The organism is Brachybacterium netajii (SeqCode) (assembly GCF_054114245.1).
In genome coordinates this window covers 311397-324294 of record NZ_JBSYXB010000003.1, presented here as the reverse complement: position 1 = coordinate 324294, position 12898 = coordinate 311397, and the positions used below count along the sequence as shown (strand labels likewise).

11 protein-coding genes are annotated in these 12898 nt (G+C 71.5%); 3 read left to right on the top strand and 8 right to left on the bottom strand.

The features are described from left to right. The first annotated feature begins 195 nt into the window (after positions 1-195). Positions 196-1515: a sodium:proton exchanger gene (locus tag ACXET9_RS08710; protein WP_457886148.1), complete on the top strand. Its 1320-nt coding sequence runs from the start codon at positions 196-198 to the stop codon at positions 1513-1515. A gap of 63 nt (positions 1516-1578) precedes the next feature. On the opposite strand, the gene ACXET9_RS08705 is transcribed toward ACXET9_RS08710, so the two are convergent. Then, positions 1579-2274: a metal-dependent transcriptional regulator gene (locus tag ACXET9_RS08705; RefSeq protein WP_457886147.1), complete on the bottom strand. Its 696-nt coding sequence runs from the start codon at positions 2272-2274 to the stop codon at positions 1579-1581. 36 nt (positions 2275-2310) lie between these two features. Between ACXET9_RS08705 and ACXET9_RS08700 the strand changes: the two genes are divergently transcribed. Beyond that, positions 2311-2580: a hypothetical protein gene (locus ACXET9_RS08700; protein WP_457886146.1), complete on the top strand. Its 270-nt coding sequence runs from the start codon at positions 2311-2313 to the stop codon at positions 2578-2580. Next, positions 2577-2888, top strand: coding sequence for a hypothetical protein (locus ACXET9_RS08695; protein WP_457886145.1), 312 nt, complete (start codon positions 2577-2579; stop codon positions 2886-2888). Before ACXET9_RS08700 ends, ACXET9_RS08695 begins: the two co-directional genes overlap by 4 nt. An 18-nt stretch (positions 2889-2906) precedes the next feature. On the opposite strand, the gene ACXET9_RS08690 is transcribed toward ACXET9_RS08695, so the two are convergent. From ACXET9_RS08690 to ACXET9_RS08660, 7 genes are all read right to left on the bottom strand, one after another. Next, entirely contained in the window at positions 2907-4205 is a 1299-nt protein-coding gene (locus ACXET9_RS08690) for an ROK family protein (protein ID WP_457886143.1), read from the bottom strand. A gap of 69 nt (positions 4206-4274) precedes the next feature. Beyond that, positions 4275-7076: a beta-galactosidase gene (locus ACXET9_RS08685; RefSeq protein WP_457886142.1), complete on the bottom strand. Its 2802-nt coding sequence runs from the start codon at positions 7074-7076 to the stop codon at positions 4275-4277. Beyond that, on the bottom strand, positions 7073-7717 hold the full coding sequence (locus tag ACXET9_RS08680) for a DUF624 domain-containing protein (protein ID WP_457886141.1): 645 nt from the start codon (positions 7715-7717) through the stop codon (positions 7073-7075). Before ACXET9_RS08680 ends, ACXET9_RS08685 begins: the two co-directional genes overlap by 4 nt. A gap of 109 nt (positions 7718-7826) precedes the next feature. Next, complete coding sequence (locus ACXET9_RS08675; RefSeq protein ID WP_457886140.1) at positions 7827-9389, bottom strand: DUF3502 domain-containing protein; 1563 nt, start codon at positions 9387-9389, stop codon at positions 7827-7829. A 106-nt stretch (positions 9390-9495) separates the two neighbouring features. Continuing rightward, entirely contained in the window at positions 9496-10455 is a 960-nt protein-coding gene (locus ACXET9_RS08670; RefSeq protein WP_457886139.1) for a carbohydrate ABC transporter permease, read from the bottom strand. A 13-nt stretch (positions 10456-10468) separates the two neighbouring features. Then, positions 10469-11455 (bottom strand): ABC transporter permease, encoded by a 987-nt coding sequence (locus tag ACXET9_RS08665; RefSeq protein ID WP_457886138.1) that lies wholly within the window; start codon positions 11453-11455, stop codon positions 10469-10471. 377 nt (positions 11456-11832) lie between these two features. Beyond that, a complete protein-coding gene (locus ACXET9_RS08660; RefSeq protein WP_457886137.1) occupies positions 11833-12867 on the bottom strand; it encodes an alpha/beta hydrolase in 1035 nt (344 codons plus the stop codon). Positions 12868-12898 lie beyond the last annotated feature (31 nt).

Sequence of the window (12898 nt, the reverse complement as noted above, 5' to 3'; positions counted from 1 at the left end):
CAGAAGGGCAGCAGCAGCGACGCGAGTGCCGGGGCTCACCATACCCCGGAATCAGGCGCGCCTAACTTGTCGGCGCCTCTGGACTCATCGTCTGACCTGCTGGAACAGTCACCGATGCGACGCGGCGAGGACCTTGGTCCCCGCCGCGCCCCATCATGACGGGCCCGCTGTCCGGGCCGCTTCCCGAGGATCCCCATGCCCGCTCCCCTGCTCCGCCGGATCATCCTGTGCCTCGCGATCGCCGCCCCGGCGATCGTGCTGCGCGTCTCCGGTGCCTCCGCCCATCCCGTCGTCGAGCTGCTGCTGTTCGGCGCGGCCGTCGTCGCCGCGTCCTTCGCCCTGTGCTGGGCCGCGGAGGCCGCTCAGAAGGACATCTCCGGTGCGCTCGCGATCGCGATCCTCGCGCTGATCGCCGTGCTCCCCGAGTACGCCGTCGACCTGTACTACGCCTTCCGCTCGGGCTCCGATCCCGCCTACGAGCAGTTCGCGGCCGCGAACATGACCGGCTCGAACCGTCTGCTGCTGGGCTTCGGCTGGCCGCTCGTCGTGCTGGTCTCGCTGCTGGTCGCGCGCCGCGCCGGCCTCGCCCAGCAGGCCGCTCAGGACGCCTCCCCCGCCGACGCCCGTCCGACGGACCCGCTGCGCGCCCTGGTCCTCCCAGCCGCCGCCCGGCTGGACATCGGCGTCCTCGCGATCCTCGCGGTCGTCGCCTTCGCGATCCCCGCCATGGGCTCCATCCCGATCTGGTTCGGCATCGCCCTGATCGTCGTGTTCGCGCTGTACATGTGGCGCGCCGGTGTCAGCGCCGACGGCGAGGACGACGACGAGGAGGAGTTCGTCGGCGCCTCGAAGATCATCGCCGACATGGCTCAGCGCGCCCGCCGCATCACCGTGGTCAGCATGTTCGTCGGCTCCGCCGCCGTGATCCTGGCGAGCGCGGAGCCCTTCGCGAACGCCCTCGTGGAATCCGGGTCCTCGCTCGGCATCGACAGCTACTTCCTCGTGCAGTGGCTCGCGCCGCTGGCCTCCGAGGCCCCCGAGTTCATCGTCGCGGTGCTGTTCGCGCTGCGCGGCCTGGGCGCCGCCGCGATCTGCACGCTCATCGCCTCGAAGATCAACCAGTGGAGCCTGCTCGTCGGCTCCCTCCCGATCGCGCACCGCCTCGGCGGCGGCCAGTGGGAGCTCGCGCTCGACGCCCGCCAGATCGAGGAGTTCACCCTCACCGCGAGCCAGACCCTGATGGGCGTCGCGATCCTGCTCGGCCTGCGCTTCCACCGCGGCGCCGCGGTCGCGCTGCTCGCGATCTTCGCCGCGCAGTTCGCGATCACGAGCACCGAGGGCCGCTGGGTCCTCAGCGTCCTGCAGATCGGCATCGCGATCGTCGTGCTGATCATGAACCGCCGCCATATCGGCCCAACGCTCGCCGCGCCCTTCCGTCGCGCGGGCGCCGGTCACGACGACGACGCGGGCGATGGGGCCGACGACGCGTCGGACCGCTCCCTCCAGCACGCCTGACCGCAGGTCGAGCAGGTCCCGCGGGCCGACGGCATCCCGCCGTCGGCCCGCGGTGCCTGCTCGTCAGCCCGCGGGGTGCTCGTCGGGGGCGATGCGCATGGCGCGCGCGGCCACCAGCGGGAGGTCCAGGTCGCGCGCCTCGTCGTCGGCCGTCCAGGTGACGGCGAGCGCGCCGGCGGCCTCGGAGCGGGCGAGGACCCGCAGGTGCGTGCCGACGCCGATGCCGCGCGCGTCGAGATAGCGCAGGAGGCCGGGGTCGCGGTCGGAGATGCGGGCGATGAGGCCGCAGGAGCCCGGGGCGAGGTCCGCGAGCCGGCCGGCGTCGGGCCGGTGGACCGTCCCGTCGGAGGCGGGGATCGGATCTCCGTGGGGGTCGGAGGTCGGGTGGCCGAGCTCGGCGTCCATCCGCTCCAGCAGACGATCGGAGACGGAATGCTCCAGCAGGTCCGCCTCGTCGTGCACCTCGTCCCAGCCGTAGCCGAGCCGCTCGACGAGATAGGTCTCCAGCACGCGGTGGCGGCGCACCACGCGCACGGCCTCGGCGCGGCCGGGGTCGCTCAGCTCGATGGCCCCGTAGGGCTCGTACTCGATGAGCCCGTCACGGGCCAGGCGCTTGAGGTTCCCGGACACGGAGGAGGGCGTCACCTGCAGGATCTCGGCGATCTCGCCGGTCGTGATGGAGCCGTCGTCCCATTCCTGGGCGCTCCAGATGACCTTCAGGTAGTCCTGCACCATGGTGCTGGGTCGATCGGCGGGCATGGGTCCGATGGTAGTCGTCCGCCCTACACTCGAGGCATGTCTCCTGACGCCGCATCCCCCGACGCCGCCGAGATCCTCCGCCAGGCCACGCTGCTCGACCGCGATCAGCTCGAGCAGCTCGTCCAGGACCTCGTCCGCGTCCTGGACGACGGAGCCGGGTCGACGACCGCGGAGGCGGTCGATGAGAAGTGGAAGGCCGAGGTCCTCCGACGCCACGACGCCTTCACAGGCGGTCGGGCCGAGATCGTCGATCCGTGGGAGTCCATCTCCCTGGCCCGAGCGGCCCTCCGCTCCCGCAGCGCATGACCTCCCCGCTGCAGGAGGACGGCGAAGCGCGCGCGGAGCTGATCGCGATGGCTCGCCACCTCGAGGACGTCCGACGCGGACTCGGTGCGGAGCTGCTCGACGCCGCCGCACGGGCGCTCAGCGACATCGCCCGCGACCCCGACTCCCGGTCCCCCTACCTCGAGGCCCCCGGGCTGCTGCTGCGCAGTCGCCGCATCGGACGCTTCAGGGTCCGCATCGTCTACGCGATCAGCGCCGGGGCCGTCCACATCCTCGCGTATGCGCATGACAGCAGGGAGCCCGGGCACTGGCGGGCTCGCCGCCGGTGACGGGAGACCGCTGACCCCTCAGCGGGCCGCGCGCCGCGCCCGTCCGGGCGAGGCCCAGACGCCCGTCGGCCGCTCCTCGCGGTCCACGACGGCGGGCGCCGGGACGCTCGTCGAGCTCGGCAGGCCGACGCGGGCGAGGAAGGCCTCGAGGGCGAGCACCGCCATGCCGAGGGAGACGACCTCGCCGTCGGCCTCGGTGAACTCGAGGTTCACGATCGAGCCGGGGCCGGGCAGACACTCCTCGGCGATGCGCTCGCGGACCCGTTCGCGCAGCTCGGTGCCGGCGTAGCGGGTGATCCAGCCGAGGATGGAGACGTGCTCGGGGTTGACCAGGTTCACGAGGTTCCCGACGCCCGCGGCGAGATAGTCGCCGGTGCGGCGCAGCGCCTCGGCGGCGGCCTCGTCGCCGGCGGCCTCGGCGCGCGTGAGGCGCTCGATGAAGGCGCGGTGATGCTCGACGGAGGCGAGCTCGTGGTCGGGGGCGATCTCGGCGAGGGTGCGGCGGATGCCCTCGACGCCGATGTACGCCTCGATGCAGCCGCTGCGTCCGCAGCGGCATTCGCGGCCGCCCCAGCACAGGGTCGTGTGGCCCCATTCGCCGGCGGAGTTGCCGAGGCCCCGCAGCAGCTGGCCGTCGATGATGATCCCGGCGCCGACGCCGGTGCCGAGGTTCACCGCGACCATGTCCCGGAAGCGGCGTCCGGCGCCGAACCAGAGATCGCCGGTGGCGAGCGCCATCAGCGGGTTGTCGATCCGCACGGGCACGCCGAGCGCCTGCTCGAGCTCCTCCTGGACCGGCAGGTCGCGCCAGCCCCAGTTCGGGGCGAAGACGTCGACGCCGCGGACGGGATCGACCTGCCCGGGGAGGGACACGCCCGCGCCCAGCACGTCCCCCGAGGAGGGGTCCTTGCGGGCGAGGAGCGCCTCGGTGCAGCGGGCGATCGCGGCGGCGATCGTCGCGATGCTCTCGCCGGAGCCGACGCTCAGCTCCACCTGCTCGGCGTCGAGGGCCGCGAGCGCGAGGTCGTACAGCTCCACGCGCACATAGGTCTCGGCGACGTCGACGGCGAGCAGGGCGCCGCGCTGCGGATTCGCCTGGAAGGTGGAGGTGGGACGCCCGCCCTGGGAGGAGATCCGGCCGGCCTCGCGCAGCACGCCCTCGTCGAGGAGCTCCCCGACCAGCGTGGTGACCGTCGCCGGGCTCAGCTCGGTCTCGGCGCTGATCTGCGCCCGGGTGACCGTCCCCCTCGCGTACACCGACCGGAGCACCATGAAGCGGCTCTCGTTGCGGATGTCCTTGGACGTCTTCGCGGCCATCGTTCTCCTCCCGGGGATCCGTCGTCCCCCGTCACCGGGGCGCGGGACCGACGGATCCCATTGTGCCGCTCAGCGCGGGACGGCCGACCAGCTCACGGATCCGAGCGTCCCGCCGTCGGGCGAGAGCGCCTCGACCAGCAGGAGCACGTCGTCCGACGGCGCCCAGCCCGCGGGGATCCAGGAGCGGCGCGGGTCGCCCCCGGAGACGGCGGCCGACGAGAGCACGTGGCGCGACACGCGCCGGTCCCCGGCGATCACCGTGACCTCGACGTCCTCGCCCGCCACGTCGAGCAGCGCGCCGCCGGTGCTGTCGGCGGCGGCCGGAGCCCCCGCGGCGGACCCGGGCGCCGCGACCCGCAGCACCGCCGGACGGCCCGGCTGCACCCGCAGCGGCAGTCCCGCGATCGGCGCGGCGTCCGACGGCGCGTCCGCCGCGAGCCCGGCGTCCGACGCGAGCTCGATGCCCGCGACCGCCCTGCGCACCGCGCCGACCAGCTCCTGGGCACTCTGCGCGCGCACCGCCGTCGGCGCGACCTCGAGGGACGTCAGCAGCTCCACGCCGTCGACGAGCCCGCCGGGCACATGCGGCGCCCGCACCGCGACCTCGACGGTCCCCGCACCAGCACCAGCACCAGCACCAGCACCAGCACCAGCACCAGCACCAGCACGATCGAGCACGAGCACGGGGGCGGCCGGCATGACGAGCGTCTCGGGGCCGCCGTCGATGCTCGCGCGCACCGGATGGGTGAGCCCCTGCAGCCGCAGCACGTGCACGCGGTCCTCGCCGCCGGCGAGCGCGAGGGTCCGCGCGTAGACGACGTCGCCGCCGGCATCGGTGCTGGACCAGCCGCCGAGTCCGCGCAGCGGCTGCTGCGCGAGCACGCCGCCACCGCGATGGCCCGGCAGCGAGCGCACGCTCCACAGGTCGGTCACGTCCTCGACGTCGGTCACGGCGAGCACCCGGCCGACGCCGCGGCCCGCTCCGAGCCGCAGGGCGGGCCGACGGGCCTCGTCGAAGTTCGCGCGCCCCCAGATCTCCGCGGTCACGCGGGCATGGTGCGCGCTCCCCGGCGCGAGGGGGAAGGACAGCGGGGCGCCGTGCGGGACCTGCGCGCCGCAGTCGACGCCGTCGACGACGACGCGGACGATGTCGGCCGCGCCAAGCAGCAGCAGCTCGCGCGCCGCGGCCGGGAGCTCCGCCTCGACGTCGACCCGTCCGTCGCGCAGCCCCAGCTCCTCGGCATCGGGGATGCTCGCCGCGGTCGCCGCGTTCCCAGCATCCGCAGCATCCGCGAGCAGATCGCCGACGACGGCGCCGACGACCGTCGGACGCTCGGCGACCGGCTCCGGATCGGCGACGCTCGCACGGCGCGGGACGAGGACGACACGGGTGTCCCCGTCGGCCCCGGAGACGGTGCCGGTGCCGGTGCCGGCGATTTCGGCGGTCCCGTCGGCGGCCACCTCGAGGCGGGCCGTGCCGCCGTCGGCCGCCGGGACCTCGAGGACAACCCGGGCGTGGGCCGCGCCCTCGAAGCGCAGCTCGAGGACGTCGCCGTCGCGGCGGATCCCCACCAGCTCGGCGGTCGCGACGGCGATCGCGCCCCGTCGGCCCCAGGGGTCCAGCGGCACGTCGAGCGCCCAGAAGGGGCACGCGCCCGCGGGGACGACGGCGGCGACGGCGGTCCCGTCGGCAGAGATCCCTTCGGCCGACGACGGGTGCAGGCGCACGGGCAGCGGCTCCTCGCCGAGCGCGGCGGGGCCGACGAGATGCCCGCCGCCGGGCAGGGCGAGGGCGCCGCCGACGATCCGCTCCCCCGCCGGGCCGGAGACGAGCGCGGGCACGAGCGGCTCCGGCTGCGCGGCGGCGAGCCGCTCGCCCCAGGCCTCGAGGGTCGCGGACAGCACGATCGCCTCGTCGAACTCGGGGCGGCGACGGCCGTCGGGGCTGATGTACCCGGCGAAGTCGTAGTCGTGGGTCATGAGGTTCCCGGGATCGCCCCAGTTGCCCGCCGACGGCAGCACCAGATGGTCGAAGCCGGAGGTCTGCAGGTAGGGGGCGACCAGGCGCGCGCCGGCGAGGATCTCGCGGCGCAGGGTCCGGTGCAGGCGGTTGGTCTCGGTGACCAGCAGCGGGAGGCCGCGGCCGGCGAGCTCCGCGGCGTAGCGGCGGGCCTCCTCGTCGAAGGTCGTCGAGGTGTCCGCGGGGTAGAGGTTCACCGTGGGCACGACGCCCTCCGCGTCGCCCGAGGCGCCGTGGAGGTCGCCCTGCCCGGCGCAGGCGATGAGCGGCACCTCGATGCCGTTCGCGCGCGCCCGCTCGGCGAGCCAGGTCTGGTAGGCCGCGGGGTCGGGGCAGTCGAAGAAGTCGAGCTCGTTCTCGATCTGCACGAGGGCGACCGGGCCGCCGCGGGTGGTCTGCGCCTCGGCGAGCACCGGCATCACGGCGTCGAACCAGCGTCCGACGGCCTCGAGGTAGACGGGGTCCATGGTGCGCATCTCGACCGGGCGTCCGCCCCGTCGGCCGTGCAGCCACCAGGGCAGTCCGCCGCCGTCGGTCTCCGAGCAGATGTAGGGCCCGGGACGGGCCATCACCGCGAGGCCCTCCTCGGCCGCGAGGGCGAGGAAGCGGCGCAGGTCCCGCTCCGGGGACTCGAGGTCGATCTCGCCCTCGACCTCCTCGTGGAAGCCCCAGTGGACGTACACGTCGATCATCCGGTAGCCGGACTCGCGCACGAGACGCAGGCGGTGGGCCCACTGCTCGGAGGGGATCCGGAAGGGGAACACCGAGGAGCACAGCAGCACGCCGGGCGCTCCGTCGAAGCGGAGCTCACCGGGAGCGAGCTCGAGGGACGCGGGCAGGGGGTTGTTCACGATGCTTCTTTCGGGGTCGGGATGTACCGGGCGAAGACCGCGCGCAGCAGGAACGCGTTGACGCAGGCGATCGCGCCGAAGCCGAACAGCAGCCACAGCAGGCCGTAGCCGGCCAGCGCGGGATCGGTGGCGGTGGCGACCATCGGGAGCACGAGCACGGCGGCCATGGCGAGCGCCGCCAGGGGGTGGCGCGCCGACATCTTGCGCGCGTTCCGCAGCACCTCGCGGGTGTCGCCCTCGAAGGTCGCGTGGTAGGGGAACAGGAACAGCAGGAAGGTCAGCAGACGCAGCGCGATCATGATCAGCGCCCCGTAGATCACGAGCAGGCCGAGCCCGCTGATCTGCAGGTTCGTCGCGACGATCCACCAGGCCAGGAGCACGGCGAGGATCCCGACGGTGATGCCGATCAGCACGGTGGACTGCCGGAAGTTGCGGCGGAAGGAGCGCAGGAAGGTCTCGTGGACGGACTCCGTGGAGCCCTCGACCATCTTCAGCGCCGAGAAGTTCAGCGCCGTGAGCGCCGCCCCGATCGTCACCACCGGCAGGCAGGCGAGGAGGAACAGCAGGTTCAGGATCATCACGTCGGCCACCCGGCCGAGCATCCTCTGCAGCGGGGAGTCCGCCGCCATCAGGCCTTTCATGTCTGCCTCCTCCTGGTCGTGCTGCCGGTCGTGCGGGTCGTGCGGGTGGAACGGGTGGTGCGGCCGGGGCCGGGTGCGCGGGCGTGGGCCGCCCGCGCACCCGCTCCGGTCAGCTCAGGCCGTTGTCGGCGGCCCAGGTGTCCATCTGCTCCTGCACCGAGGCGATGATGTCGTTGATCCCCGCCGACTCGAGCGCCGAGCGCATGTCCGCGATCGCCGACGTCGGGTCGTCGAACTTGCCGTACTGCAGCTGCGGCAGGTACTCGGAGAGCACGCCGCTGACCGCGGAGAGCGACGGCGCGAAGGGGTTCTGGTCGATCACGAAGGTCTCGTACGGGTAGTCCTTCGCCACCGCGTCGAGCTCGGCGTAGAAGTCCCACTTGAAGTCCGCATCGGTGACCTTGTCGAGCTCGAAGTCGTCCATGCGGCCGTACCAGAAGTTCGCGCCGAGGCCGTCGGTCGACGGGTCGAAGCCCTCCGGGTAGTCGAGCTTGCCGTCGTCGGTGACGACGTAGTCGGTGTCCTCGATGCCGAAGTTGATCAGGCGGTAGCACTCCTCGTCGTTGCGCAGGAGGTCGTACACCGCCAGCGCCTTCTCCGGGTTGGTGCTGGCCGAGGAGACGGCCATCGCGCCATGGGTCTTCAGGTCCTTGAAGAAGTTCCCGTTCTCGCTGCCCCAGTAGAAGAACTTCGGCTCCGAGCCCTCCTGCTTGGCGGTCATGTTGTAGACGATGCCGGTGAGGAAGGTCTGCGTGTGGTGCTGGTCGGCGCCGGAGAGGCCCGCGTAGAACAGCTCGCGGGTGTCGCCGTCGTAGTTCACGGCGTCCTCGCGCCACACGCCGAGGTCGTTCCACTGCTTGGCGATCGCAGAGGCCTCGGCCAGCAGGTCGCCCTCCATCAGCCAGGAGGTGATCGTGTAGGGATCCGACTCCTTGGTGTGCAGCGGGTAGTAGTTGCCGGCGCTGACGCCCTGCAGGGTCTGGAAGTCGCCGTGGCCGGCGATGTAGCCGTCGAGGACGGCGGCGTTCGAGCCCGACACGTCCCAGGGGTACGCCTCCGGCTTGTTGTCCTTGACCCACTGGAAGTAGTCGGTGAAGTCCTCGAACTTCGTGATGGTGCCGTCGGTGAAGCCGGCCTCGGTCGCCCAGTCGCCGCGGTAGAAGAAGCCGTGGTTCGTGTACTGGGTGTAGTTGTCCTCGGGGGCGAAGTAGATGACGTCGTCGAGCTTGGTGAGGTCCCAGTGGCCGGCGCCGTCGACCTGCTCCCAGGTCTGCGGGGCGTTCTCCTGCAGCATCGCCTCGTCGAGCTCGAGGAAGGCGCCCTTGGAGGCGTTGTCCCAGGCGAACAGCCAGTCGGTCGCGGTGCCGATGAGGTCGATCGAGCCGTCGCCGGAGAGCAGCTGGACGTTGTACTGGGTCTGCCAGTCCGCCCACTCCACGTAGTACAGCGCGAGGGTCGCGCTCGCCTTGTCGGCCAGCTTCGCGTTCAGCTGCTCGAGCATCGCCTCGAGGCGGCCGTTGGTGGGCTTGTCGCCGAGCACGAGCATCGTGATCGTCGGGGTGCCGCTGTCGCCGCCGCTCCCGCCGTCGGACGAGCAGCCCGCGGCGACGGAGGTGACGAACAGGGCAGGCACGGCGGCCGTGCCGATCTTGAGAAGGGTCCTGCGTTCCATGAGGTGTCCTCAACTTCCTTGTCTGCGACACGAATAGGGATGGAGCGGAAACGGGTGGGGCGGGAGGGTCGTGCCGGGCGGGCCCGTCGGGGCCGGTGCGAGGGCCTCAGCCCTTGACGGCGCCGACGGTCAGACCGGTGACGAAGTACTTCTGGACGAACGGGTAGAGGAGGATGATCGGCCCGGTGGCGACCACCGCGCTGGCCATCTTCAGGGTGTTGGTGGGCAGCTGCGTCACCGTGACGTTCGCGCCGGCGACGGAGTTCTTCAGCGCGTTCGCGGTGTTGATGACGTTGTAGAGGTAGTACTGGAGCGGCTTGAACTCGACGGCGCTGCCGAGATACAGCGAGGACAGGTACCACTCGTTCCAGTAGCCGAGCGCCAGGAACAGGCCGACGGTCGCGAGCGCGGGCTTCAGCATCGGGAACGCCAGCTGGATGAAGATCCGGAAGTCACCGGCCCCGTCGACCTTCCCCGACTCGACGATCTCCCACGGGACCGAGCGGGCGAAGTTCTTCATCAGGATGATGAGCCAGGGCGTCATCAGCAGCTGCAGGAACACCGCCATGTACGACCCCTTGAGGCCGAGCACCTGCGTGATCCACAGGTAGGTGGGGGCCAGGCCCGCGGAGAACAGCGTCGTGAAGTAGATGAAGAACGAGATGTAGTTGCGGTAGACGAAGTCGCGGCGCTGGATGGCGAAACCGGTCATCGCGATGATGAACAGGCCGATGGCCGTTCCGGCGACCGTCATGATGATCGTGACGGCGTAGGAGCCGAGGATCGCCCGCGGGTAGCGGAAGATGTATTCGTAGGCCTCGAGCGAGAATCCTCGCGGAAGGAGCCCGAAGCCATCCTTCATGATCTCCGCCTCGCTCGAGAAGGAGGCCGAGACGATGAGGATGAACGGGAGGGCGCAGAAGATGGTGAAGATCGTGACACTGACGTAGGAGATGATCCTCAGCACGACCTCGCTGCGGTCGAGCTTCACCTTCACGGGCTTGTTCCGCACCGGCGTCGAGGTCGACGCGGTCGGGAGCACCTCGGCGGCACTGCTGCTGGTCATGTCGATCCTCCTCTCAGAAGAGCGCGTAGTCGGAGTTGATGCGGCGCACGATCCAGTTGCAGATCATGACCAGGGCGAAGCCGAAGAGCGACTGGTACAGGCCCACCGCGGTGGAGGCCGTGAAGTTGTTCTGCGACATGATCATCCGGTAGACGGACGTCTCGATGATGTCCGTGCTGGAGAACAGCGCCGAGTTGTTCCCGATGAGGTTCCAGAAGAGGCCGAAGTTGCCCTTCATGATCCCGCCCAGCGAGAACAGCAGCAGGATGATGAACGTCGGCTTCAGGCTCGGGAGGATGATGTAGCGGATCCGCTGCCAGGCGGATGCGCCGTCGATCGCCGATGCCTCGAACATCGAGTTGTCGATGCCCATGATCGCGGCGAAGTAGACGATGGATCCGTAGCCCGTGCTCTGCCACAGGTGGAACAGCACGATGATGATCGGCCAGAGGCCGGCGGTGCTGTAGATCTTGATCGGATCGCCGCCGAACTTCTCGATGAGCGCGTTGACGGCGCCGGTGTCGTAGTTCAGGAGGTTGAACGCGATGACGCCGATCAGCACCACGGAGATGAAGTACGGCAGGAACATCACGGCCTGGCTGACCTTCTTGAAGTACTTCTGGCGCACCTCGTTGAGCATGATCGCGAGCGCGATCTGCAGGATATTGCCGATGATGATGAAGGCGAGGTTGTACAGCAGCGTGTTCCGCGTCAGCAGCCAGAGCTGTCCGGACTTCACGAGGAACTCGAAGTTCTTGAACCCGACGAACTCGCTGCCGAAGATGCCGTCGCGGAAGTTGTAGTTCGTGAACGCGACCCAGCTGCCGGGCAGGGGACCATAGCTGAACACGAGGAAGAAGATGATCGCCGGCAGGCACATGACCAGCAGCGCGCGACTCTCCCACAGGCGGGCGCGGACGCTGCGGCGCCGTCCGGTCACGGGGGCGGGCGCGGCCTCGACGGCGCTCTCCGCCGCGAGCGGGGCCGCCTGCGCGGTCACCGTCCGTCTCCGATGCTCGCGATCGGGGCGTGCCGCCGCTCCTCGGCGCCCGGGACGCTCCCCCGGGCCGTCGCCTCGGTGCCGGCCCGCAGGCAGGACTGAGGAAGGCTCATCGATGTGCCTTTCGTCGGATCGCAGCTCGGACGCGGTCGGCCTCACTGCCGTCCTGCGGTGCGGGCCTCACTGCCCGCCTCTGCGATGCGACTTAATTTAACCGGTGCGATAAGGCTTGTCGAGAGCGCCGCAGGACACGAGAAGGTCACGGTGCAGGCGCGGTGAGGGCGCGGTGGCGGCGCGTCGATCCGGCGGCGGGCATGACGGAGGACCGGGAGGGGATGATGCACGTCCCCTCCCGGCAGGGCAGGCAGGAGCCCGCCTCAGAGCCCGGCGACGATCCCGGCCATGCGGTCCCAGGACTGGGCGGCCTCGGCGAGGCCGCGCTTGTTGAGGTGCCCGTGGGTGACGCCGCGGCGCACCTCGAGCTCGACGGGCACCCCGGCCTCCGTGAGCTGCTCGGCGTAGCGGCGGGCGCTGCGGCGCAGGTCGTCGTGCTCGTCGACCTCGATGTAGGTGGGCGGGAGGATCGCCAGCTGCTCGGCGGTGCCCAGACCCGGGTACTCGTGGAAGGTCGCGGTCTCGAGCGGAGCGCCGAGGTGGTTCTCGGTCATGCGGCGCATGCCCTCGGGCGTGAAGCGGAAGCGGTCGGGCACGAGGGCGAGGGCGGCGCTCTCCTCGTCCGTCGGCTCGGGGTTCAGCGGATGCGTCACCGGGTACATGAGCAGCGAGGCGGCCGGGGCGCGGCCCGCCTCGGCGAGCCGCAGGCTGGCGGCCGCGGCGAGGTTGCCGCCGGCGCTCGCCCCGCTCACCGCGAGGCGGTCGGGGTCGATGCCCAGCTCGGCGGCCTGCGCGCGGGTCCAGTCGACGGCGGCGATGACGTCGTCGCACGGGATCGGGGAGCGCACGTCGAGCGCGGGATCGGTGCCGGGGATCCGACGGGCGGGGCTGCCGCCGGGCGGCTCGTCGCACAGCCGGTAGTCGACGGAGACGACGACCGCGTCGGCCCGTCCCGCGACGCCGCGGGCGGTGTGATCGCCCTCGGGCATGTCGAGGTCGCCATGCTGGAAGGAGCCGCCGTGGCAGTGCACGAGCACCGGACGGGGCCGCTCCGCGGGGCCGACGGGCGTGTAGACGCGCACGGGCACCGGGCCGTGCGGACCGGGCGCCTCACGATCCTCGACGCGCAGCTCCCACTCCTCGGCCGGGCCGTAGGGCGCGTTCCAGGCGGCGTCGTCGGCCTCCGTCAGGGGCCCGCGCCGCGAGGCCTCCAGGATGACGGCCAGGCGGCGCGCCATCGTGCCCGGGACGTCAGGGACATCAGGGGCGTCGGGGACAGCGGAAGGCGGGGTGCTCATGGGGCTCCGTTCAGGCGGTGGAGAGGGGGCG